Source organism: Microbulbifer taiwanensis, from assembly GCF_014904815.1.
In the GTDB taxonomy this organism is placed as follows: Bacteria; Pseudomonadota; Gammaproteobacteria; order Pseudomonadales; family Cellvibrionaceae; genus Microbulbifer; species Microbulbifer taiwanensis.
On sequence record NZ_JACZFR010000052.1, the window covers coordinates 1 to 22,667 of the forward strand.

General features: G+C 59.8%; 21 protein-coding genes. 5 read left to right on the plus strand and 16 right to left on the minus strand.

The features are described 5' to 3' along the window. The first annotated feature begins 250 nt into the window (after window positions 1-250). The gene (locus tag IG627_RS17140; RefSeq protein ID WP_193193889.1) at window positions 251-523 is read left to right on the plus strand and encodes a hypothetical protein; all 273 of its coding nucleotides are present in this window, start codon (window positions 251-253) and stop codon (window positions 521-523) included. A gap of 92 nt (window positions 524-615) precedes the next feature. On the opposite strand, the gene cysB is transcribed toward IG627_RS17140, so the two are convergent. Continuing rightward, window positions 616-1,587 (minus strand): HTH-type transcriptional regulator CysB, encoded by a 972-nt coding sequence (gene cysB, locus IG627_RS17145; RefSeq protein ID WP_193193891.1) that lies wholly within the window; start codon window positions 1,585-1,587, stop codon window positions 616-618. 222 nt (window positions 1,588-1,809) lie between these two features. Here cysB and IG627_RS17150 point away from each other — a divergent pair, with 222 nt between their 5' ends. Together IG627_RS17150 and IG627_RS17155 are read left to right on the plus strand one after the other, a co-directional pair. Further along, the gene (locus tag IG627_RS17150; RefSeq protein ID WP_193193893.1) at window positions 1,810-2,229 is read left to right on the plus strand and encodes a VOC family protein; all 420 of its coding nucleotides are present in this window, start codon (window positions 1,810-1,812) and stop codon (window positions 2,227-2,229) included. Window positions 2,230-2,296: 67 nt separating this feature from the next. Beyond that, entirely contained in the window at window positions 2,297-3,004 is a 708-nt protein-coding gene (locus IG627_RS17155) for a helix-turn-helix transcriptional regulator (RefSeq protein WP_193193895.1), read from the plus strand. A 115-nt stretch (window positions 3,005-3,119) separates the two neighbouring features. On the opposite strand, the gene IG627_RS17160 is transcribed toward IG627_RS17155, so the two are convergent. The 4 genes from IG627_RS17160 to IG627_RS17175 form a co-directional block, all read right to left on the minus strand. After that, the gene (locus tag IG627_RS17160; RefSeq protein ID WP_193193897.1) at window positions 3,120-4,022 is read right to left on the minus strand and encodes a 5'-nucleotidase; all 903 of its coding nucleotides are present in this window, start codon (window positions 4,020-4,022) and stop codon (window positions 3,120-3,122) included. Next, window positions 4,022-4,702 carry a TetR/AcrR family transcriptional regulator gene (locus IG627_RS17165; protein WP_226865362.1) on the minus strand — a complete coding sequence of 227 codons (681 nt, stop codon included), beginning with the start codon at window positions 4,700-4,702 and terminating at the stop codon, window positions 4,022-4,024. Before IG627_RS17165 ends, IG627_RS17160 begins: the two co-directional genes overlap by 1 nt. 128 nt (window positions 4,703-4,830) lie before the next feature. Continuing rightward, window positions 4,831-7,164, minus strand: a complete 2,334-nt coding sequence (locus tag IG627_RS17170; protein ID WP_193193901.1) for a TonB-dependent receptor — start codon at window positions 7,162-7,164, stop codon at window positions 4,831-4,833. Window positions 7,165-7,333: 169 nt separating this feature from the next. Continuing rightward, window positions 7,334-8,641: an NAD(P)/FAD-dependent oxidoreductase gene (locus IG627_RS17175; RefSeq protein WP_193193903.1), complete on the minus strand. Its 1,308-nt coding sequence runs from the start codon at window positions 8,639-8,641 to the stop codon at window positions 7,334-7,336. A gap of 259 nt (window positions 8,642-8,900) precedes the next feature. Here IG627_RS17175 and IG627_RS17180 point away from each other — a divergent pair, with 259 nt between their 5' ends. Together IG627_RS17180 and IG627_RS17185 are read left to right on the plus strand one after the other, a co-directional pair. After that, the gene (locus IG627_RS17180; protein WP_193193905.1) at window positions 8,901-10,235 is read left to right on the plus strand and encodes a glutamine synthetase family protein; all 1,335 of its coding nucleotides are present in this window, start codon (window positions 8,901-8,903) and stop codon (window positions 10,233-10,235) included. A gap of 554 nt (window positions 10,236-10,789) precedes the next feature. Continuing rightward, entirely contained in the window at window positions 10,790-12,922 is a 2,133-nt protein-coding gene (locus IG627_RS17185) for a M4 family metallopeptidase (protein WP_193193907.1), read from the plus strand. 67 nt (window positions 12,923-12,989) lie between these two features. Here IG627_RS17185 and IG627_RS17190 read toward each other — a convergent pair whose 3' ends face one another. The 11 genes from IG627_RS17190 to IG627_RS17240 form a co-directional block, all read right to left on the minus strand. Further along, window positions 12,990-14,648, minus strand: a complete 1,659-nt coding sequence (locus IG627_RS17190; RefSeq protein WP_193193909.1) for an alanine/glycine:cation symporter family protein — start codon at window positions 14,646-14,648, stop codon at window positions 12,990-12,992. Window positions 14,649-14,900: 252 nt separating this feature from the next. Further along, window positions 14,901-15,911 carry a D-cysteine desulfhydrase family protein gene (locus IG627_RS17195; RefSeq protein WP_193193911.1) on the minus strand — a complete coding sequence of 337 codons (1,011 nt, stop codon included), beginning with the start codon at window positions 15,909-15,911 and terminating at the stop codon, window positions 14,901-14,903. A gap of 65 nt (window positions 15,912-15,976) precedes the next feature. After that, complete coding sequence (gene yajC, locus IG627_RS17200) at window positions 15,977-16,309, minus strand: preprotein translocase subunit YajC (RefSeq protein WP_193193914.1); 333 nt, start codon at window positions 16,307-16,309, stop codon at window positions 15,977-15,979. 110 nt (window positions 16,310-16,419) lie between these two features. Continuing rightward, a complete protein-coding gene (locus IG627_RS17205; RefSeq protein WP_073270827.1) occupies window positions 16,420-16,866 on the minus strand; it encodes a helix-turn-helix domain-containing protein in 447 nt (148 codons plus the stop codon). Window positions 16,867-17,306: 440 nt separating this feature from the next. Beyond that, entirely contained in the window at window positions 17,307-17,783 is a 477-nt protein-coding gene (gene bcp / locus IG627_RS17210; RefSeq protein ID WP_193193916.1) for a thioredoxin-dependent thiol peroxidase, read from the minus strand. A gap of 82 nt (window positions 17,784-17,865) precedes the next feature. Further along, window positions 17,866-18,387, minus strand: coding sequence for a DUF2244 domain-containing protein (locus IG627_RS17215; protein WP_193193918.1), 522 nt, complete (start codon window positions 18,385-18,387; stop codon window positions 17,866-17,868). Between the two features lie 204 nt (window positions 18,388-18,591). After that, the gene (locus IG627_RS17220; protein WP_193193920.1) at window positions 18,592-19,572 is read right to left on the minus strand and encodes a malate dehydrogenase; all 981 of its coding nucleotides are present in this window, start codon (window positions 19,570-19,572) and stop codon (window positions 18,592-18,594) included. A gap of 133 nt (window positions 19,573-19,705) precedes the next feature. Continuing rightward, complete coding sequence (locus IG627_RS17225; RefSeq protein WP_193194012.1) at window positions 19,706-20,329, minus strand: dUTP diphosphatase; 624 nt, start codon at window positions 20,327-20,329, stop codon at window positions 19,706-19,708. A gap of 30 nt (window positions 20,330-20,359) precedes the next feature. Next, window positions 20,360-21,136: a TatD family hydrolase gene (locus IG627_RS17230; protein WP_193193922.1), complete on the minus strand. Its 777-nt coding sequence runs from the start codon at window positions 21,134-21,136 to the stop codon at window positions 20,360-20,362. Between the two features lie 22 nt (window positions 21,137-21,158). Further along, window positions 21,159-21,512, minus strand: a complete 354-nt coding sequence (locus IG627_RS17235) for a PilZ domain-containing protein (protein ID WP_193193924.1) — start codon at window positions 21,510-21,512, stop codon at window positions 21,159-21,161. Window positions 21,513-21,648: 136 nt separating this feature from the next. Beyond that, on the minus strand, window positions 21,649-22,665 hold the full coding sequence (locus IG627_RS17240) for a DNA polymerase III subunit delta' (protein WP_193193926.1): 1,017 nt from the start codon (window positions 22,663-22,665) through the stop codon (window positions 21,649-21,651). Window positions 22,666-22,667: the final 2 nt, after the last annotated feature.

Here is a 22,667-nt window from a genome sequence, read left to right on the forward strand (position 1 = left end):
TTGTCCCGTCATACCGGCGAAGCCCGCTATCCAGTGCGGTGGCACCTGGATCCCGGCCTCCCCCGGAATGACGACTGCACCCTGTAGGAGCGGATGGCCGCCCCGCCGCTCCTACAAAAGGCAACTCTCTGTTAAATAGTTATAAACCTATCCGCTATTGATATTTCAAAGTTATTAGGCACTTTGGTAGATTCTGCGCCATTCGGGAGAGCCCTCAGGTTCTCCGATGGAATAGAGATAGGGATTTGCTGTGAAAATTACTCTGGTCAAGAAGATACTCGCCGACGGCTCCCCCTGTGCCAAATGCCGCGACGTACAGCAGAAGCTGGAGGACAACGATCAGCTGCGCTTTATCGACCAGACTCTGATCGCCGATGTGCGCGACGACGACAGTCCGGGAATGCAGATAGCCCGCGAGTTCAATGTCGAGCGCGCGCCCTTCTTCCTGGTGGAGCGTGAGGGGCAGGCCCCGGAGATCTACACCGTCTATTTCAAGTTCGTCAAGGAAGTACTGCAGAAGTAAATCAGCGAGTCGGAACAGGTGATCTGTTCTTCCTGCAAAAATTAAAAAAACGCAGCTCCGGGCCGCGTTTTTTATTGAGGTGGGGTTTCGCCTCAGTAGACCGGCAGCTCCAGCCCGGCAAACAGCTCATCCACCTCCGCCCGGGACGCCGCATGGGCCGCCTGGTCCACCAGCTCGCGGGTCAGGTGCGGGGCAAACTGCTGAATAAACTCATACATGAAGCCGCGCAGGAAGATACCCTTGCGGAAGCCGATCTTGGTTACACTGGACTCGAACAGCTCGCTGGCATCCAGGGCCACCAGGTCCTCGTCCTCTTCGTCGACGGCCATATCCGCGACAATGCCGATACCCAGCCCCAGGCGCACATAGGTCTTGATCACATCCGCATCCGCAGCGGTGAACACCACTTTCGGCGACAGGCCCTTTTCCAGGAAGGCCTCGTCCAGCTTGGAGCGCCCGGTAAAACCAAACACATAGGTGACAATCGGGTATTTGGCCACCTCTTCCAGTTCCAGCTTGCTCATCTGGCACAGAGGGTGATCCCTGGGCACCAGCAGGCAGCGGTTCCAGCGGTACACCGGCATCATCACCAGGTCACTGAACAGCTCCAGCGCCTCGGTGGCAATAGCGAAATCCGCGGTGCCGTCGGCGGCCATCTCGGAAATCTGCATCGGTGTGCCCTGGTGCATATGCAGGGACACCTCCGGGTAGCGGGCAATAAAGGACTTGATCACCGGTGGCAGCGCGTAGCGCGCCTGGGTGTGGGTGGTGGCGATGGCCAGGCTGCCCTTCTTGTCGTTGCTGAACTCCTGCGCAACCTGCTTGATATTCTCCACCTTGCGCATAATTTCGCCGGCGGTCTTGAGAATCGCCTCCCCGGCGGGTGTCACCCGTGTCAGGTGCTTGCCGCTACGGGCGAAGATTTCCACACCCAGCTCGTCTTCCAGCAGGCGGATCTGCTTGCTGATTCCCGGCTGCGAGGTATAGAGACTCTGTGCTGTTGCAGAAACATTGAGGTCGTGATGGGCCACTTCCCAGATATAGCGCAACTGCTGCAGCTTCATAGATTCTCCCTGCTCCCTAGAGTGCTGTGCCCGCGACACAAGCTCCGCGGATACCCCGATAGTTATAAAAACCGTCTAAGTTTATGCGGGAAAAGAATAGCAGTGAAACCATCGGGGAGCCAACCGGAAGAAAATTAATTCACCTGCCCGCTTCCTCCTGACACAAACTGACAGCATCCGCGGCTAATCTGGCTCCATTGATTCACTACCGGAGACGGCAATATGTCGCACAATGAAAATCCTTCGATCATGAGCCACGTATCCATCGGCACCAATCGTTTCGACGAGGCCATCGCCTTCTACGACCAGGTGCTCGCCACCCTTGGCGTAAAGCGGCTGCTCGATTGGCCAGAGGCCGTCGCCTACGGCAAGGCATTCCCGGAGTTCTGGGTGCACCCGCCCTGCGACGGCAAGCAGGCGAGCGCTGGCAATGGCACCCATTTTGCCTTCCTGGCCGAGAGCACCGGGCTGGTGGATGAATTTTACAGCGCGGCCATTCGCGCCGGCGCCCTGCCCGATGGCGAGCCGGGTCCGCGCCCCCTGTACGGCGATGCCTACTACGGTTGCTTTGTGCGCGACCTGGACGGGCACAAGATAGAGGTCATGCATTGGGACGAGAGTATGGCCGGCCACCCCGCCTGACTCCTTATGGCTACCCCGGGACCCGCCGTTCCGGTATGGTCCCGGGAAAACACCAGCCGCCACTGCAATGAATAAATCCGAACGACTGCTACAACTACTGACGCTGCTCCGCGCCCGCCGCACGGCGGTTACTGCCCGCGCCCTGGCAGAGCGCCTGGGCGTATCCGAGCGCACTCTCTACCGGGATATCCAGTCCCTGACCCTTTCCGGCGTACCCATCGACGGCGAGGCCGGTGTCGGCTACCGGCTCGGCAGGGGGTCCTTTGTCCCGCCCCTGATGTTTACCGAAGATGAGATCGAGGCCCTGCTGTTGGGCGTGCGCATGGTGCAGGGCTGGGGCGACGAGGATATGGGCAGCGCCGCGGATTCGGCACTGCACAAGATACGCTCTGTACTGCCGGACAAGATGCTGCAGGAGCAGGAGCGGCAGCGGGCCACCTTCCTGGTGCCGGACACACAGCGCCGGGAGAAGGCCAGGTACAGCGGAATAATTCGCCGTGCCATCAAGGACCGCCAGACACTGTGGCTGGATTACCGCGACGAACAGGGAAATCCGACCCAGCGGGAGGGAAACCCCCTGGGGCTTATCTACTGGGGCGCGGCCTGGACACTGGTGGCCTGGTGCCGACTGCGCGACGACCACCGGATGTTCCGCCTCGACCGTATTCTCGACCTGAAACCGACAGGACAGCAATTCCAGCTGGAAAGCCACCAGACCCTGGAAGCCTATATCCGGCAGTACGATCCGGAGTTTGTCGACAGGGCATTTTTGTAGGCTGGGCAAAGCGCAGCGAGCCCATCAAGGCGCCGCGGAAGATGGGCTCGTCGCTGCGCTCCTTTGCCCACCCTACGAGGGAAGAACAACTTAACAGAGCCGTCGTTAACGAGCCCTACTCCACCTCGTTGGCCACCCCGTGCGGCACATGACCGGTAGCCACATGCTCGGCCGCGGAGGCACAGTGGCTGGGCTGGTCGTCGAAGAAGACATCGGCACCGAAGGCACGCAGGAACTCGCCCTTGGGCAGGCCGCCCAGGAAAACCGATTCATCGATACGGATATTCCAAGCGCGCAGGGTGCGGATCACGCGCTCGTGGGCAGGCGCCGAACGCGCGGTCACCAGGGCCGTGCGAATCGGGCAGCTGTCCGCGCCGAATTCCGCCTGCAGTTTTTGCAGGGCCTCGAGAAACCCCTTGAATGGACCGCCGCCGAGGGGTTTCTGGGCCGAGGCGCGCTCGGCGGCGGCAAAGGCGGCCAGGCCGTCGCGCTTGAAGATTTGTTCCGCCTCGTCGGAGAAGATCACCGCATCGCCGTCAAAGGCGAAACGCAGGGTGTCGTCATCGCGCTGCCTGGCGCCGCCCGCGACCAGGGTCGCTGCGGCGATCCCCTGCTCCAGCGCGCGGCGCACGTCCAGCCCGTCGGTGGACAGGAACAGATGGCAGCCGAAGGGCGCAATATAACGGTAGGGGCTATCGCCGTTGCAGAAGGCCGCACGGGAAATATCCAGACCGTAGTGCTCGATGGAGTTGAACACCCGCAGGCCGGTGTCGGCGCTGTTGCGGGACAGCAGGATGACTTCGACCCGCGGATCGCCCTCGAGACGCTGATTGATCTGCAGGAATTTCTCCACCAGCGGGAAAGCATCGCCTTTCTCCAACACGTCGTTTTCGCGCTCTACCTGGTAGCTGGAAAAGGCCTCCAGCCCCTGCTCCTCGAAAACACGGTGGCTGTCCTGCAGGTTGAACAGCGCCCGCGAGGAGATGGCGATCACCAGCCTGTCCTGACGACCGGCCATCAGGGGGCCTCCACATCGTCGAGACCGGCGGGGCGCGCCTCGCCCCGATGCGCGTTCAGCATGGTGAACAGCATCTGCTGCAGGTCCTCGCGGGTACGGTCGGAGCGCACGCCGGCCTGGTTCACGATGACCAGGAAGAGCGCATGGCAGGTCTCCAGGGTAGCGCGGGCCAGGCGGTTCATTTCATTGGGGGGGCAGACGAAGCCAAGGCGCTTGTACATGGCGCTCAGGTGGCTGATAAGCAGCTCGTCATGGCGCTCATCCAGCTCGTGCAATTCCGGGATGCCCCACATTGCCTGCACCAGGGGCAGCAGGCCGCGCTGTTCGCGGTAGACCGCCACCAGGCGATCCAGCAGTTCGGCGAGAAACTGCTGCAGGTCAAGATTTTCCAGGTCCTGCTGCTCCAGCTCCTCCAGTGCGACAGTCATGCTGGACAGCCACTGCTCGCCCATCGCGTAAAGGATGGCGTGTTTGTTGGGAAAATAGTGGTACAGGGATCCCACCGAAACCCCCAGCTCCTTGGCAATCAGGATGGTGGTCAGGTCGTTGAGGCCCACTTCCTCGAGCAGGCGCCCGGTGGTATCGAGAATCTGCCGCGCCCGCTCCCGGGCGCGGGCCTGCACCGGCTCGCGGCGCGGGGTCAGCTGGCTTTTGCGTTTTCTCTGTTCGGCGTTGGACAAGGTCACTTCCCTATTTTGATCTGGCGCCAGTTTACCACCAATTGGGCGCACGACGGCTTCCGCCTTCAGATACAAAAAACCGGCGCAGGGCGCCGGCTTCCAGGGTCCATCCTGTGAGGTGGTCGAAATCAGAAACGATAGCTCAGGTTGTCACCCCGCACGCGACCGCGGGACGGATCCGTTTTCGTGGCCGGCAGGTTGTACAGCGCCTCGGTGTAACCCCAGCTGTAGTACTCCTCGTTGAACAGGTTTTCCGCATAGACACCGGCGGTCCAGCTGTCGTCGGCAGATGTCAGCGCAACCCGCAGGTTGACGACATCGCGGCTGCCCAGCTTTACGTCCTCAGAATTTTCCAATTCGGAGAACTGCTCACCGGTAAAGGTGTATTCGGCCGAGTAAGTGAGTTCACCCAGTCCGGTAGCCTGGTGATAGGTCAGCACTGTGGCGGAGGAGAAATTCGGCGAAAATGCCATCTCATTGCCGTCGCAGGCCTCGCACAGCTCCGCCGGCGCGCCGGTGAACTCGGTATCCAGCCAGGCCATGCCCAGATACAGATCCAGGTTGTCGGTGATCAGCCAGCGGGCGTCCAGCTCCAGACCCTGGCCCTGGGACTCGCCCACGTTGCGGGTTACCGCGGCAGCACCGATAAAGAAAGCCTGCTGCAGGTCCTCGTAGGTGTACTGGAAAGCGGCTGCGTTCAGTGCCAGGCGATTGTCCAGCAGGCGCGCCTTCAGGCCCAGCTCGTAGGAGAGCACACTCTCTTCGTCAAAGCTGTTGGGCTCGCCGTTGCTGGCATCCACTGTCCACTCGTACTCCTCCAGCCAGGCTTCACTGTCCTCGCCAAAGGCGGGGTCGGTAACCCGGTAAGTCAAGTAGTCGAAGCCACCGGACTTATAGCCGGTGGCGACGCTGGCGTAACCGGTAATGGCGTCGTTGAAGTGATGGGTCAGGGTCGCGCGACCGGAGACATTGCTCCAGGTATCGTCACCGGTGATGGGGCCATCGGTGAACATCGCCTGGTAGTTCCAGCCTGCTGTCCAGGTATCCGGCCAGGGGGAATCGACCGTATAGGTCTTATTGTCCTGGGTGTAGCGAATGCCCAGGCCCAGGCTGGTGGAATCGGTAAAGTCGAAGGTGGTATTGGCGAAGACGCCCCAGCCGGAGTATTCGCCAATGGTATCCGCCGCCTCAATGGACAGCTGGCCCGGTGCATACTCCCAGGGATCCCCGCCGGTGCCGAAGGCGTCATCCATATCGTCCGGATAGGCCAGCGCCAGCTCGGCACAGCTGGCCGCTGGGTTCACATCCAGCTCGTAGTCCACCGCCATCACACCGGAGCAAATAAAGTTCTCGTCATCGATACCGGCAAAGAAGGCATCGATATCCTCCTGGTAGTAGGAGGCGCCGAGGACATAGTTGAACATGCCGCTGTTGTTGGAAGTCAGGCGGAACTCCTGGCTGAAGAAGTCACCGGACTGATCGCGCACAAAAACGTCGACCGGGTTCGCGGTACCGTCGAAATCCTCGATATAGGTGTAGTTGTGGGTCTTGTAGCCGGTGATGGAGGTCAGGGTGCTGCCGCCGGCCAAGTCGTGTTCAACGGTCAGGATGACGTCGCCTATCTCGGACTCATCCAGCCCCTGCACGTCGTTGTATACCTGATCGTAATCACCATCGGTATCCAGCGCCCGGTAGATGGTGCCGTCGCTGACCCGGTCCTCATACTGGGCCATCAGGGTGACAGTGGTGCTCTCGAAGCCATCGTAAACGGCGGTGAAGCGCATGGCATCGGACTCGCTGGCACCCAGGTCGCGGCCGCCGGCCAGGTTCTCCACACGGCCGTCTTCCCGCTGGTGTATGCCGGCGATGCGCACCGCCAGATTCTCACTCAGGGGCATATCCAGGCTGCCCTCGAAGTCCTGGCGACCGAACTGGCCGGCGCCCACGGAAACTTCACCGGCGAAGCTGTCGCCGGGTTTGCGGGAGACCATGGAGATGGCGCCGGAGGCGGTGTTGCGACCGAACAGGGTGCCCTGCGGCCCTTTGACCACCTCGACTCGCTCCAGGTCGTACATGCTCGGCGTGGCGCCGGCGCGACTCTGGTAGACGCCGTCCAGGAAGACCCCCAGGGCCGGGTCGCTGCCGCTACCGAAGCTGTTGTTGTTGACGCCGCGCACGGAGACAGAATCGAAGAATGAGTCGCTGGTCTCGCCGGAAACGCCCGGTGTGAGCGCGAACAGGTCCTTGAAATCGTTCAGGTTACTGTTCTTGACCGTATCGCCGGTAAAAGCGCTCACGGCCATGGGCACGTCCTTGAGGGATTCGGCCCGCATCTGCGCGGTCACCGTCACCTCTTCGATTTCCGCTGCCGAAGCACCGGTGCTGACGGCGATAACCGCCGCCCCTATGGCCGAGGCCAGCGCGTGTCTGTTGCTATGCAGTGTTTTCGTTGATCCAGGCATGGTCGCCCCCGTCGTTTATTTTTATCGAGGTTGCTCATCCGATACGGCTGATGGCATCACCCCAGCGAGTGAACTGGTAGATCAGTTATCCCACAAACCGAACAATTATTCAAATATGAAATTCTTCTCCTAATTCCTGCCGTTACACCCCTCCTGACAGGGGCAGCAATCAGCTGCCCAGCTTGTCCTTGAGGCTGTAGTAGAGCATGCCCGTCACCAGGCCGGGCCAGCGCAGCAGTGTGCCACCGGGGAATGTCGGCGTCGGAATTTGCGCCAGTATATCGAAACGCTCTTCGGTGCCGGAAACCACCTCCGCAATCAGCTTGCCGGCAAAGGTGGCGGTGGGCACACCGTGGCCGGAGTAGCCCTGGCTATAGAAGACATTGGGCTCCAGGCGCCCCAGGTGCGGCATGCGGTTCATGGTGATGGCGAGGGTGCCGCCCCACCCGTACTCGATCCGCGTGTCCGCCAGTTGGGGGTAGACACGAAGCATGTATTTGCGCACGAAACTGCGGATATCCTGGGGGAAGCGCGAAGTGTAGTTTTCACCGCCGCCGAAGATCAGGCGGTTGTCGCCGGACAGCTTCCAATAGTCGATTACGAACAGGGTGTCCTGCAGCGCGTAGTCATTGGCGATCAGTTCTTTTGCCAGGGCATCAGGCAGCGGCTCAGTGGCCAGCACAAAGTTGTTGATGGGCATTATCTTGCCCGCCATACGCGGCTCCAGATTCCCCAGGTAGCCATTGCAGGCGAGCACGACATTCCTGGCCTTCACCTCCCCCTTTGCCGTCTCGACGACACAGGGAGAGCCACCGCTGTACCTGGTGACGCGACTGTACTCGAAAAACTCGACACCGGCCGCGGCCGCGGCCGCGGCGGGCCCCAGGGCGAAGTTCAATGGATGCAGGTGCAGCGGGGCGCTGTCTTTCTGCGCACCGAAATAGCGCTCGGACCCGACCAGACTCCGGACTTCATCCTCCTCTGCGTAGCGGATTTCCTCGTATCCATAGCGATCCCGCAGCAATTCGGCCTCCTCCCTGAGGTCGGCATTGTGGCTGCGCTTGGCCGCCAGGTGCATGATGCCGCGCTTCAAATCGCACTGGATATCGTGCTTGCGGATCAGGTCCTCGACCAGCTGTACCGCCTCTACGCCCATATCCCAGAGCTGCTTTGCGGTATCCAGGCCGAGCATCTTTTCCAGATCCTCCTGCCCCTTGCGCTGCCCTACCCCGACGTGGCCGCCGTTGCGGCCCGAGGCACCCCAGCCGACCCGTTCCGCCTCCAGCACCACCACCTTGTAGCCACGCTCGGCCAGGTGCAGCGCCGAGGACAGTCCCGTATAGCCGGCGCCGATCACGCAGACATCCGCCTCGACCGAGCCCTCGAGCACCGGGTATACGGGCGCCGGGTTTGCGCTCGCCGCATAGTAGGAGTCGATGTGGCCCTTCAGTTTATTTACAGTGCCATTGGCAGTCATAGATTCTTCTCCAGATAAGCCCTCGGGGGCCGACGGCTCGGAAAAAACCGAACGATTATTCAATTTATATTGAATGATAATTCGGTTTCTTGCCATAATCAAAGCCCGCGATCGAGTGAGCGCACTCGATCGCTACTCGGCCCGGCGCAGCTGGGCGATCCGCACTGAGCGCGATCGCACGGCACAGCCTCATCGGCGTTGGCTCCGGGCGTATACTAATGCAACCCAAACGGGGAAGATCATCCGATCAAGGTGCAAAATGGACAAGATTACAAAGTGGCTCGCAGAACACGATATTTCCGAAGTGGAGTGTCTGGTGCCCGATATGTCCGGCAATGCGCGGGGCAAATTTACCCCCACGGACAAGTTCCTGACCGAGGACAGTCGCCTGCCCGAGAGTATTCTGGTGCAGACGGTGACCGGTGACTATGTCGACGAACACAATGAGCTGGTGGATCCGGCCGATACCGACATGCTGCTGGTGCCCGACCCTGACTCCATACGGCTGAACCCCTGGGCCAACGAACCCACGGCGCAGATCATCCACGACTGCTATACCCGCGACGGCAAGCCCCACCCGATCAGCACGCGCAACATCCTCAAGTTTGTGCTGGAAAAGTACGAAGCCATGGGCTGGAAGCCGATTGTGGCGCCGGAAGTGGAGTTCTACCTGGTCAAGCGCAACCTGGATCCGGACGAGAAACTTTCCGCTCCTGTCGGCCGCTCCGGGCGCACGGAGAAAACACGCCAATCCTACAGTATCGATGCAGCCAACGAGTACGAGCCGATCATCGAGGATATGTACGATTTCAGCGAAGCCCAGGGCCTGGACGTGGACACGCTGATTCACGAGTCGGGTACTGCGCAGATGGAAATCAACTTCCTGCACGGTGATCCGCTCAAGCTCGCCGATCAGGTGTTTACCTTCAAGCGCACCGTGCGCGAAACGGCGCTGCGCCACGGCATCTACGCCACCTTTATGGCCAAGCCGATGGAAGACGAGCCGGGCAGCGCGCTGCATATTCACCAGAGCGTCGTCGATGCGAAAACCGGCAAGAATATTTTTGTCGATGACGACGGGCGCGAGAATGAGACCTTCATGCATTTTATTGGCGGCATGCAGGAATATATTCCGGGTTTCATCAGTTTCTTTGCCCCGAATGTAAACTCCTATCGCCGTTTTACGCCGGAAATTGCCGCACCGACGAGCCTGCACTGGGGCTACGACAACCGCACTACAGGATTGCGCGTACCGGACAGCTCCCCACAGGCGAAGCGCCTGGAGAACCGCTTTCCGGGAGCCGATTGCAACCCCTATCTGGCAATCGCCACCTCCCTCGCCTGCGGTTACCTGGGCATAGTCAACAAGATAAAACCCAGCGAGCCCTATAAAGGGGACTGCTCGGAGGAGCCAATCACCCTGCCCCGCACCCAGGAACACGCACTCAGCCTGCTGCTGGAATGTGACGAGGCCGCAGAGATGTTTGGCGAGAAGTTTGTACGCGCCTGGAGCGCCATCAAGCGCGACGAATACGAGGAGTTCAACCGGGTAATCAGCTCCTGGGAACGGGAGTACCTGTTGCTGAATGTATAGACTGTGTTGCCGGCCTCACGATTGCGGGTAATTGACTCTCTACTCGCCATCCCTGGCGCCACACCATTGCATTCAATCTGTCCCCGGCCCCGGCCCCGGCGGGTCGGCGGTCCACGTGCAAAGTGACGCTTTGCAAACGCAAGTTTCGGCCCCGCTATCGGGGCTTTTTTGTGTCCGTAAAGCGTTACCAAACTCACTCAAAGGTACCAGTTGATTAGGATGCGCATCTTATCTTTGTGATAAATAGCGCAAACTCAATCAAAATAATTCAATTAATAAAGTTTTCCATCCCCACTTTATTGCCTGTATGAGTACAGCCTGTACTCTCAAATACGTCCGGTAACCCCGGACATCCGGTTTGAGAAAGCGGCGCGCCCATTCCGTATCAACGGTCCCTCCCGGGCGCTCCGGTGATCTTCTGCAGTCTGACCATTCAAAGCAATTACCGGCCTGTACCGACACGGTTGCCGCCATTGTCGCGGCCCCTGTGTAGAGGCGATCCCTCGTCGATACGCGGTCGGCATTTCATAAAAGCAATAAAGGAATCAAATGCAATGAAGCATCTAGTAGGACTTACACTGGCTGTGGCGGTCAGTGCCCAGGCGGCAGATCGCGTTCCGGCGACCCCGGACATGCTTTCGCCCCAGGCACTCACCGCGGTCGCGGGATCGGATATCGCACTGGAGCAGGTGCGCTCGCGCACCCTGCCGAACGGCAAGGTCATCTCGCGCTACCGGCAGACCCATAAGGGTATTCCGGTCTGGGGAGAGACAATTACCAGCAGGGGCCAGGGGGTAGCCGCCCAGGTACAGGGGGATGTACTGACGGGCCTCACCCTCGAGGTGCCATCAATTCGCGCCTCCATAAAAGCCGACAACGCCCTCGACAGGGCCATGGGCCATCTGGTCAACCAGCGCGCCCAACAGGGACTGATTAGCGGCGCCCTCTCGCTTCCCGCCCTGAAACTGGCGGCGAAGAACCAGCAGCAGCAACTCTACATCCATGTGGATAAGCAGGACCGCGCGCGCCTGGCCTACCTGGTGAACTGGGTCGAGTACGGCGACGAGCCGTCCCGCCCCTTCTACTTTATCGACGCCATGACCGGCGAGGTACTGGAGCACTGGGATGGCATCGCCCACGCCCAGGACGCCACGGGCCCCGGCGGCAACCAGAAGACCGGCCGCTACGAGTACGGCACCGACTACCCGGCAATGACTGTCGACAACAACTGCCGTATGGACACCGCCAACGTGGAAACGGTGAACCTGAACCACGGCACCAGCGGCGGCAGTGTTTTCCAGTTCACCTGCCCGTACAACGACCACAAGACGATCAACGGTGCCTACTCACCGCTGAATGACGCCCACTTCTTCGGCAATGTCGTCTTCAACATGTACAACGACTGGTACAGCACGGCGCCCCTGACGCAGAAGCTGCGCATGCGTGTGCACTACAGCAACAACTACGAAAATGCCTTCTGGGATGGCAGCCAGATGACTTTCGGCGATGGCGGCAGCACCTTCCACCCACTGGTCAGCCTGGATGTCTCTTCCCACGAAGTCAGCCACGGCTTCACCGAGCAGAACTCCAATCTCCAGTACTCCGGTCAGTCCGGCGGTATCAATGAGGCCTTCTCTGATATCGCCGGTGAGGCGGCCGAATTCTATATGCGCGGCAGCAACGACTGGCTGGTAGGTGCGGATATCTACAAGGCCAGCGGCGCCCTGCGCTATATGGAGGATCCGACTCTCGACGGCAGGTCCATCGGCCACGCCTCTGACTACTACTCGGGCATGGACGTGCACTACAGCTCCGGCGTCTTCAATCGCGCCTTCTACCTGATCGCCAATAGCAGCGGCTGGGACACTCACAAGGCCTTCGATATCTTCGTGCTCGCGAACCAGATGTATTGGAACTCGACTTCGAACTTTACCCACGGCGCCTGCGGCGTGGTTTCAGCCACCGAAGACCTGAGCTACGACCTGGCCGCAGTAACCTCGGCCTTCGACACAGTGGGCGTATCCACTGCCAACTGTGACGGAGGCGGCAATCCCGGTGGCGGTGAACTGGAGAACGGCGTGGCTGAAACCGGCCTGTCTGGCAGCACCGGCGATGAAATCCACTACACCCTGGAGGTGCCCGCCGGCGCCAGCAACCTGAGCTTCCAGATCTCCGGTGGCAGCGGTGACGCGGATCTCTATGTGCGTTTCGGTTCCGCGCCGACCACTTCCAGCTACGACTGCCGTCCATACCGCAGCGGCAACAGTGAGACCTGTGATATCTCCAACGTGCAGGCCGGCACCTACTATGTCATGGTGCGCGCCTACAGCAGCTTTTCCGGCGTCAGCCTGGTAGGCAGCTTCGATGAAGACGGCGGTGGCAGCGGCAGTGGCTGGGAAGAAACCAATCTTTCCGGCAGCCAGGGCTCCTGGCAGCACTTCACCCTGGACGTATCCTCCGGTATGTCCTCCCTGGAGGTGCAGATGTCCGGCGGCAGCGGCGATGGCGATCTCTATGTGCGCCACGGCGCCCAGCCCACCACAGGCAACTACGACTGCCGCCCTTACCGCTGGGGCAACGATGAAAGCTGCAGCTTCAGCAACCCCCAGTCCGGCACCTGGTATATCAGCATCCGCGGTTACTCCTCTTACTCTGGAGTTACCCTGGAAGCCCAGGCGAATCCGTGACTTTAAACTGAAGTAACTAAAAAGGGGCAGCCAATCGGCTGCCCCTTTTTTTAATCCTCGCTCATATTTACTTATGGCTTGGATCCTTCCAGTACTCCTTCACCGTATCCTTCATCTCCCGCGCCAGCACGGAAATGCCGAACAGGTTGGGCAGCGTCATGATCACAATCGCCACAGCAGACAGGTTCCAGATGATTGTGGTGTCCTCAATGGCCGCCCAGAAAAAGGCCACGACATAGACCAACCGGTAGGGCATCACCGCCCTCGGGCCGAACAGGTAGATCATCGAACGGTCGCCATAATAGGACCAGGCGATCGCCGTGGAAAAGGCGAACAGCAGTATCCCCAGAGTAACAATCAGGCTGCCGTAATCACCAAAGAAACCACGCTGGAAGGCCTTGTTGGTCAGTGCGACCGAGTGCACCAGGGAATTGCCCCAGATATCCACATTGGGGTTGGCAAAGTTGCCGTCTACCACTGTCAGCACGCCACTGAAATTGTCGTCGCCCACACGGAACTGGAGATCCTCGGCTACAGAGCGTGCGTGAATCAGGGTGAATTCCTTCTGGTTCAGCGCCTGGCCATCAGCTACGACCACTGATCCGCTGTAGGGCTGCACACTGCTCTCGCCGCCGCTCAGGAAGTTGAAAAGCTCATCCACATCCTCCGGTTGCTGGTCGTTATAGCTACCAGCCACCGCAATCATATCGGCACGCTCGAACTTGTTCATGTGCTTTTCTGTCCAGACACCGGAGGACAGAATCACCAGGCCGGTCAGGGTGCAGATAATGATGGTGTCGATAAACGGCTCGAGCAGGGAGACCATACCCTCCGACACCGGCTCGTCGGCGCGCGCCGCGGCGTGCGCAATAGGCGCCGAACCCTGCCCCGCCTCGTTGGAGAAGAGGCCGCGGTTGACGCCGCGGTTAAAGGCGTAGGCGAAGCTGGCACCGAGGAATCCACCGGCCGCAGCACTACCGGTAAAGGCATTTTCAAATACAGCGAGGAAAGAAGGAATGATGTTCTGGTAGTTATAGAGGATCACTGCCAGTGCACCGATGATATAGAGCACCGCCATGACCGGGACTATCGTCGAGGTAACCTTGGCGATACGGGTAATACCACCAATAATCACCATGCCCAGCAGGATCGCTAGCACGCCGCCAGTCAGCGCCTTGTTCAAGCCGAAGGTATCGTGCATGGCCTGGGCAATATTGTTTACCTGCGGCAGGCTGCCGGTGCCGAAGGAACTGATCACCGTGGCAATAGCGAAGAGCACCGCCAGCCATTTCATATTGAGGCGACGCTCCATATAGAACATGGGGCCACCCGCGTAATAGCCGTCGGCGGCCTTGATACGGTATTTGTGCGAGAGGGTCACCTCGACGAATTTGGTCGTCATACCGAGGAAGGCTGTCATCCACATCCAGAAGAGCGCAGCTGGACCACCGAGGAAGATCGCCAGACCCACACCGCCGATGTTGCCGGTACCCACAGTGCCGGACAGCGCAGTCGAGAGCGCCTGGAAGTGGGAGGTATCGCCGGGGTCGCCGGGCTTGTCATATTTGCCCTGTACTATCTTAATCGCGTGGCCGAAATAGCGGAATTGCGGAAAGCCCAGGTAAAGGGTGAAAAAGAAGCCGACACCCAACAACACCCAGGGAAACCAGGGTGCTGAGCCGAGCATGCCGTCCAGCGACAACAGCAGTTGATTAAAGGATTCCAAACTAACCCCCACTACTTTGCATTATTTCTGGGCGCCGCTATAAATCTACTGTGCGCGCCTGGCGGCGTCCGGCGGTGCTTGCATGCTCATGTACTAAAGTACACTCCGCTTGCTGCGCTCCGGCGACCCCACCAGCCACCCGTTCGCTACGATTTATAGAGGTGCCCGTTTGATTGTTTTCTATACAGCTACTGCTGTAATTTGCTGCGCAGGTTAGCAGCTTCAGCAACTGTAGAACAGTAATAGCCCCACTCACAAAAGAAAAGGGAACTTTTCCCTGTGCGGGAACAATCCGAATTGACCGCCGGTATGCACGAATACCAGGTTTTTACAGTCTCGGTAACTGCCCCGGTGGAGCTCCTGCAGCAACCCAAAAAAGGCCTTGCCGGTGTATACCGGATCCAGCAGTAGCCCTTCCAGGCTGGCGATGTCCGCGATGGCTCGGTAGACAGGCTCTTCCGCCAGTGCGTAACCGGGGCCAATATAGTCGGCGTTGACGTTGATATTGAGCGTATTTTCATCAATGTCACTTTTGGTCAAGGCTGACCAATGGCGAACATCCGCGCGCACCTTGCTCTGGAAGTAGTCTGCGTTATCGCACACCGCATAGCCGGTGACCCGCGCGGTAGAAGCGAGCAATTGGCACCCCAACGTCAACCCGGCCTGGGTGCCACCACTCCCGGTTGCACAGACTATATGTTCAGGCACGAAACCGCGCGCACTGCAATCCGCCAGCAGCTCTTCTGATGCGGCTATGTAGCCCCAGATACCCAGTCCATCGCTGGCACCGGTGGGAATTGGAAAAGCCTTGTGGCCGCGCTGGGCATAGAATTCCTGCCAGTGGCTGAAGAGCTCCGGCAGTTCTTCGAAATACTGGCGCGGCGGGTAAAAAGCGGTAGAGGCTCCCGCCAGCTGATCTACCAGCAGGTTGCCGTCCGGAATGCCGTCCAGCTCACCGCGCAGGATCAGCTGCACCCGCATACCCAGACGGGCACCGACCAGGGCGGTGGTACGACAGTGATTGGACTGCACGCCACCACAGGTGATCAGGGTGTCGCAGCCCTGGGCCACAGCCTGTCCCGCAACAAATTCCAGTTTGCGCAGCTTGTTACCGGACATGGCTGTCTCGGTCAGATCATCGCGCTTCACCCATATACGCGGCCCACCGTGGGGCGTGGAGAATTTCTCCGTAATGCGGTCAAGGGGCTGCAATGGTGTCGGCAATCGGGCCAGCTGAATACGCGGTGGATAGGAAATTTCCATATTGATCCCGATACAAAAAACCCGGCAGTTTGCCGGGTTTTCGCTAATCGAAGCGCTGCTGCGCTTCAGATTTTCTTGATGGTGCCCTTGGGCAGAATTGCGTGAACCGCCACCTTCTGGAACTTGAGCGACATATTGTCGGCGACCTCCAGCACGATATAGTCGTCGTCGACCTTGTCCACCCGCCCCAGCATACCGCTGGTCATGACCACTTCATCGCCTTTTTTCAGCGCACCGACCAGTTCCTGGTGCTCCTTCTGGCGCTTGCGTTGCGGACGGATAATAAAGAACCACATAAACGCAAAAAGGCCTGCGAACATCAGCAGGGTTATCATCGGATTACCCTGCGGCGCAGGAGCAGCCTGTTGTGCCACAGCAGAGGGAATAAAAAAGCTCATGCAAATCCTCAAAGAGTCAGCTTGTAAAATTGCCGCCAACTCTAACGGGTTTGCCCTGCCGAGGCAACGCATCGCGCCGGCCCCAAACGGGGCCAGCCGCATCTAACCTGTCAGAAACGCTGACGAACCTGGCGGCGGTATCCGGTTGGCGACATACCGGTCCAGCGTTTGAAAGCACTGGTAAAGCTGGTTCTGTCGGAGAAGTCCAGGATTCGCGAAATCCCATCCACACTGAGCGCCGTGTCCTTCAGGAAATGCACCGCGTGGCGGAAACGGACATGATCGCGCAACGAGGCAAAGCTGAGGTTGTGCTCCTGCAGGCGCCGCTGCAGAGTGCGGGTGGACATGCTGAGATCGGAGGCCACCGGGCGAATGGCCAGGGACGCCTTGCCGATACGTTGCTCCAGTACATCGATCACCCGCGCGGCGATACCAAAGCTGGTAGCCTCCGGCGGGGCCAGCAGCTGGTCAAGGATATTGGGATCTCCGGATATCCTGGCCTGCTGAAGTGGCTTGTCTTCTGAGAGCGAAGTCTGGTCGGGTTGAATATGGTTCATCGAGCTGCTCCTTTTGAGTTCCGTGAGCCGCAGTTATTTTTCTAGTCCGCCTCCTGCGAATCCCTATTGCCTCAACCTGCCCCCAACACAGCCTAGGGGGACGGGCTACTACCCGGGTGCGGGGATGCACCTGAAACTGACATCGAATCCTTCACAGAGCTGTACATTTTTTACACTAACTGCCCCGGCATCGTCCCGAAGGGATACCACTCTGGCGCCGGCGCACCTTTCCTTCACATCAGCCAGTATAGACCAAGAAATAAGAATGCAAGGGGCGACAGCAAGTTTTTTTAGATCCTGTCACAAAAGACAGTTCAGCGCCATATAAGTACGAATGTACCCATTATCGCAACAAAATGATGATTTTTACGCAAGAATGGAGGGAAATGGTGCCGGGAGCGACTCCACTGCCGCCCCCTGTTGGGAAGACTGAACCGCGATCAGGCCAGGTTTTCGGAAATCCAGCTCAACACATCGTCGTGGTGGGATTTGGTCTTCACCTTGTCGATGATGTGCTGCAGGCGACCACTCTTGTCGATGATGAAGGTGGTGCGCAGCAGCCCCATATACTCTTTGCCCATAAATTTCTTCAGGCCCCAACAGCCATACTTGTCGGCAATTTTGTGCTCTTCGTCGGCGAGCAGGTCAAAATTCAATTCGTGTTTGTCGATAAACTTCTGCAGCCTGGCTTCCGGGTCCGGGCTCACGCCCAGCACTACGGTATCCAGCTTGTCGAAGTCAACGGCGCTGTCGCGAATGCCGCAGGCCTGGGTGGTACAACCGGGTGTAAGTGCTTTGGGATAGAAGTAGAGCACCACATTGCGCTTGTCGCGAAAGTCTTTGAGCGAGACCTTGTCGCCATTCTGGTTGCTAAGAGTAAATACCGGCGCCAGGTTGCCGATCTTGGGAAAGGCCATGGATACCCCCGTAAACTGCTGCTGAAATGAGCGGCGTATTATAGCGAAAACTTCGCGCCACTATCGGATCTGATAGCCGGAATCAAAACTCCTGCAATCGATAGCCCCTCTCCCGTCGCGCGCAGATACCGCACTCGTTGAGCTTCTGCACCAGGCTGGCCCGCTCGGCATCGGTCAGGAAATCTCCCACCTCCAGACATCCCTCCGGACCGCTGAAACTTACCGAGGCGGGCTCGCTTGCGCTGCCCCCCATGCGTACCAGCACCGCCAGGCTGTCGCGGGCAAACTCCCGGTGATACACACTCTGCTGCCGATGCCCCCTGCAGCAGTCGAGGACCACCCGTTCACCGCTGATCCGGATCACCTCGCGGCGAGTGCCCTCCAGGTAGACGTAGCCGAAAAGCACCGCCAACAGCAGAAGCTCCAGGCTCGCAAATGGCAGAATCATCCAGGCCCCAGCCAGTGCGAAAGCAATGCTGATCCCCAAGGATACGGCGACCAGCGAGATGAACACCCACAAATTGCCGGAGAGGGACAGGGATTGGTTGGGCTGTAGCAGGATGCAGGCACTGCGATACGAGGTGCGGCCGACTTCGGTGACCATGACAAAGGTTCCGGGAAGTGCTTTTTTTCAGTGTAGTGCGGATGCCGGTCGCCCACACATCCAGGCCATTTATGGCGAGATCACTCGAGTTACATCGGGGAGCATGGAGTCAGGGGCGTTTCCGTCTTTTTGAGGGCACAAAAAAACCCGCACCGAGATGCGGGTTTCCTGTCGACAGGCCGCATGTCTTGCGGCGCGCGATTGTTACGGCAGCAGGTGCGCTACTGCATCGCGCTCTTCCGCCAATTCCTGCTCGGTGGCAGTCATCTTCCCGCGGGAGAATTCATTGATATCGACGCCCTGGACAATTTCCCAGTCACCGTTCTTGCAGGTGCAGGGGAAGGAGTAGATCAGGCCTTCCTGGATACCGTAGGAACCATCGCTATACACGCCCATGCTGGTCCAGTCGCCATCGGCGGTGCCAAGGGCCCAGTCGCGCATATGGTCGATGGCGGCGTTAGCGGCGGAGGCGGCGGAGGAAGCGCCGCGGGCCTTGATGATGGCGGCACCACGCTGCTGTACGGTGGGGATAAAGTCGCTCTCGTACCAGTCCTGAGCCACTTTATCCATCGCACTTTCACCACTGACCTTCGCCTGGTGCAGGTCCGGGTACTGGGTGGAGGAGTGATTGCCCCAGATGGTCATATGGGTGATGTCGTTGACGCTGGACTCGGTCTTGTTTGCCAGCTGTGACAGCGCGCGGTTGTGGTCCAGGCGGGTCATCGCAGTGAAGTTGCGCGGATCCAGGTCCGGTGCATTGCGTTGGGCGATCAGCGCGTTGGTATTGGCCGGGTTGCCGACAACCAGCACTTTCACATTGCGCGAGGCGACGTCGTTCAGCGCCTTGCCCTGGGCAGAGAAGATTGCGGCATTGGCTTCCAGCAGGTCCTTGCGCTCCATGCCGGGACCGCGCGGGCGCGCACCAACCAGCAGAGCGTATTCGGCATCCTTGAAGGCCACGGTGGCGTCGTCGGACTGGACTATGCCCGCCAGCAGCGGGAAGGCGCAGTCTTCCAGCTCCATGGCCACGCCTTTCAGCGCTTCCAGGGCCGGGGTGATTTCCAGCAGCTGCAGGATAACCGGTTGATCTTTGCCCAGCATTTCGCCGGAAGCGATACGGAACAGCAGCGAATAGCTGATCTGACCGGCGGCGCCGGTAACAGCAACACGAACAGGTGCTTTCACGATAGTTCTCCCTCGTTTGTAAGCGGCCCGCATTATAGAGCCTTGCGAGCAAATTTCATCTCGCGCGGAGATATTCCAGACCTAGGTCGTAGGATGGTGCATGCGCAATAATTGATCGATGCACAGGCGCGGCTCAGGCGACGGCCAGATCGCGGTAGCGCTCCTGCAGCGCCCTGTAGACCTGATCGCTGTAATCTGCGGCAGAAGTGTTCAATTCGCCGGCAATTTCGGCGAGATGCTCATTGTCCTCTCGCCCGGACCAGTTCTTTACGTAAGTGCCGTCCTTGTAGCCGTTGTCCTGGCGGAAACGGTTCAGCACGTTCTTGCCCACGTAACGCTGGTAGAGTTCGTCGAAAGCCATTTCGGCATCCGCCAGCAACTGCGTAAAGCCGACCAGGTCAAACTGCCTGCTAGCCAGGGTATTCAGGGTGAAGGTCTCGAGGTTTGTACGGAAGTCCCCCGCGCTGCACCGCCCTGCCCCCAGTTCTTCCAGCATGTGCTCGGCCACCTGCTCCGGGCTGCCCTGCTGTAATTCCAGGCTGAGACCGAAATGCCAGATATCCACCAGCTCCAGTTTCACCTGATCCATATCCGGCTCCTGCTTCTTCCACCACTTCCAGCCGTAGTGGTCCAGCAGCTCCGCGCTCTCAACCCAGATGGCCCGATACCAGGCGAAATTCTGTGCGCGCCAGTTGTCGTTGACCAGCGTATTGATTTCGTCCTGCAGCGCCAGCATGGTCTGCAATTGCTGTTTCATCATCGGGGCTTACATCCAGTTGCGTCGGGCTCAGGCGGCCCGGGGAAATAATCGATAAAAGTTTTCGGTAGTGATTGCGGCCAGCTGCTCGAAGGGGATGCCGCGCAGCTCCGCGATAAATTCCGCAACCTCGCGCACATAGGCGGGTATATTTGGCTTGCCGCGGTAGGGGACCGGAGCCAGGTAGGGGGAATCCGTCTCCACCAGCAATCGATCCAGCGGTACCTTTCGCGCGACATCGCGCAGTGCCTCGGCATTCTTGAAGGTCACAATACCGGACAGCGAAATGTAGTAATTGAGATCCAGTGCGGCCCTGGCCATTTCCCAGCTTTCGGTAAAGCAGTGCAGCACCCCGGCGTGCTCCGGGTCTCCGTGCTCGCGAATCAGCTCGATGGTGTCCTCGCGGGCGTCGCGGGTGTGGACTATCACCGGCAGTTCCGCCCGGCCGGCCGCCTGCAGGTGGGCGACAAAGCTCTGCTGCTGAACTTCCCGGGTCTCGGTGCTGTAGTAGTAGTCGAGACCGGTTTCGCCAAGAGCCACGACATTGGGCTTCCGCGCCATCTCCAGCAGCCTGTCCACATCGGCGAGACCGGAATCCACATCCAGCGGGTGCACGCCCACGGAGCAGACCACATCGTCGTATTTTCCGGCCAGGTCCACTACCCGGTCGACGTTATCCAGGCTGATCCCCACGCACAGGAACTTGCCCACGCCGCGGCTGCGCGCCAGGTCCAGCACCGCGTCCAGGTCGCCCTCGAATTGATCCAGTTTGAGTCTGTCGAGATGACAGTGGCTGTCTACAAGCATGACTTCCTATAGCGTGACGGGGTTACAGCGTGTGGGTGGGCCGGCTGGATTCCAGGGATCCCGCCAGGTAGGTTTCGATCTTGTTCTGGGCGATATTGTCCTTGTCACTGAACTGCACGCCGATCCCCGGTGTGCGGTTGCCCTGAGCGCCGCCTGGCGTGATCCACACCACCTTGCCGGCCACCGGAACCTTCTCCGGCTCATCCATCAGGCTCAACAGCAGGAATACCTCGTCGCCAAGGCTGTAGGACTTATCGGTGCTGATAAACAGGCCGCCATTCTTCACGAACGGCATATAGGCCGCGTAGAGCACGGACTTGTCCTGGATCTTCAGCGATAGGATACCGTTGCGGGCACCGCCCCCCATGGCTTTCATAGCCGGACCTCGTTGTTCTTCATTGTGACGGTAACTTATCTGAGCGTGCCGGTTGTGTCCAGAATTGCGGGGCTCGGGACTCACCGTAGGGTGCGCCGTGCGCACCATCAGAGTCAATTGGTGCGCGCGGCGCACCCTACCTGTACAGTTTTGCCCAACGGACCGCCAGCTCTTCGACCAGCAGACGTTTGTTCGGGTTGGCGCCACCGATCAGGGCCTGGCGCGCCTGCAATAGCTGGTCATAGAAAGTGAACAGGGGGCGCAGGCACTCTTCGCCGGTGCCCGGCAGACGCTGTAACAGCCCCATGACCTGCTCATCGGCCGTCAGATCGCAGCTGCGCGCGCGCAGCATCTGTGCCAGCCACTGCAACCAGAATTGTAAAAGCTGGCTTAACTCCACGCCTTCCGGAGGACTCTCCCAGCGCCCAGCCAGGGAGACGGCACTGCTGTTCCCCTGGGCCAATGCGGTGAGATCGGACAGAAACTGCTCCCGCGCCTCGCGGGATTCCGGTTCCGCCAGCTCCAGCGCCAACAGCGGCGCCCCACCGGACAGAACCAGCGCGCGCCGCGCCGCCTGGCCATCGAGCCCGCCCTCGTGTAACCAGCGCAACGCCGCCTCCTCGCCCGGCGCGGGGAAGGCCACCGACTGGCAGCGACTGCGAATGGTCGGCAGCAGGCCCGAAGGGGAGTCGGTGATCAACAGGAATATGACCGAAGCCGCCGGCTCTTCCAGGTTTTTCAGCAGTGCGTTGGCCGCATTGACATTCATCGCTTCCGCCGGCGCCAGCCACACTACCCTGGCTCCCTCCCGCCCACTGGTGCGGCCGACAAAGCTGCCCAGTTGGCGAATCTGCTCCACCTTGAGTGGTCCGCCGGGCTTCTCCGGCTCGACACGCAGGAAGTCAGGGTGAGAGCCGGCCTGCCACAGGCGGCAGCCGCGGCACTGGCCGCAGGCGAGGCCATCGCGCGGCTGCTCGCACAGTGTCAGCGCGGCGAAGGCCTCGGCGAAACGCCGCTTGCCCAGCCCCGCCTGGCCACTGAGCAACAGCGCGTGCGGGCAGCGGCCGGCGCGCCACTGGGCGCCGAGGCGCTGCCACTGCTCTGTCTGCCAGGGCAGTGGCGAAGGGACTGTCGATTGTTCGGTTTCAGACACTG

What these genes read in the sequence shown, in the direction of transcription:
- cysB (WP_193193891.1), bottom strand. Translation starts at nt 1,587, where the DNA reads ATGAAGCTGCAGCAGTTGCGCTATATCTGGGAAGTGGCCCATCACGAC.
- IG627_RS17150 (WP_193193893.1), top strand. Translation starts at nt 1,810, where the DNA reads ATGTCGCACAATGAAAATCCTTCGATCATGAGCCACGTATCCATCGGC.
- IG627_RS17155 (WP_193193895.1), top strand. Translation starts at nt 2,297, where the DNA reads ATGAATAAATCCGAACGACTGCTACAACTACTGACGCTGCTCCGCGCC.
- IG627_RS17160 (WP_193193897.1), bottom strand. Translation starts at nt 4,022, where the DNA reads ATGGCCGGTCGTCAGGACAGGCTGGTGATCGCCATCTCCTCGCGGGCG.
- IG627_RS17170 (WP_193193901.1), bottom strand. Translation starts at nt 7,164, where the DNA reads ATGCCTGGATCAACGAAAACACTGCATAGCAACAGACACGCGCTGGCC.
- IG627_RS17175 (WP_193193903.1), bottom strand. Translation starts at nt 8,641, where the DNA reads ATGACTGCCAATGGCACTGTAAATAAACTGAAGGGCCACATCGACTCC.
- IG627_RS17180 (WP_193193905.1), top strand. Translation starts at nt 8,901, where the DNA reads ATGGACAAGATTACAAAGTGGCTCGCAGAACACGATATTTCCGAAGTG.
- IG627_RS17185 (WP_193193907.1), top strand. Translation starts at nt 10,790, where the DNA reads ATGAAGCATCTAGTAGGACTTACACTGGCTGTGGCGGTCAGTGCCCAG.
- IG627_RS17195 (WP_193193911.1), bottom strand. Translation starts at nt 15,911, where the DNA reads ATGGAAATTTCCTATCCACCGCGTATTCAGCTGGCCCGATTGCCGACA.
- yajC (WP_193193914.1), bottom strand. Translation starts at nt 16,309, where the DNA reads ATGAGCTTTTTTATTCCCTCTGCTGTGGCACAACAGGCTGCTCCTGCG.
- IG627_RS17205 (WP_073270827.1), bottom strand. Translation starts at nt 16,866, where the DNA reads ATGAACCATATTCAACCCGACCAGACTTCGCTCTCAGAAGACAAGCCA.
- bcp (WP_193193916.1), bottom strand. Translation starts at nt 17,783, where the DNA reads ATGGCCTTTCCCAAGATCGGCAACCTGGCGCCGGTATTTACTCTTAGC.
- IG627_RS17215 (WP_193193918.1), bottom strand. Translation starts at nt 18,387, where the DNA reads ATGGTCACCGAAGTCGGCCGCACCTCGTATCGCAGTGCCTGCATCCTG.
- IG627_RS17225 (WP_193194012.1), bottom strand. Translation starts at nt 20,329, where the DNA reads ATGAAACAGCAATTGCAGACCATGCTGGCGCTGCAGGACGAAATCAAT.
- IG627_RS17230 (WP_193193922.1), bottom strand. Translation starts at nt 21,136, where the DNA reads ATGCTTGTAGACAGCCACTGTCATCTCGACAGACTCAAACTGGATCAA.
- IG627_RS17235 (WP_193193924.1), bottom strand. Translation starts at nt 21,512, where the DNA reads ATGAAAGCCATGGGGGGCGGTGCCCGCAACGGTATCCTATCGCTGAAG.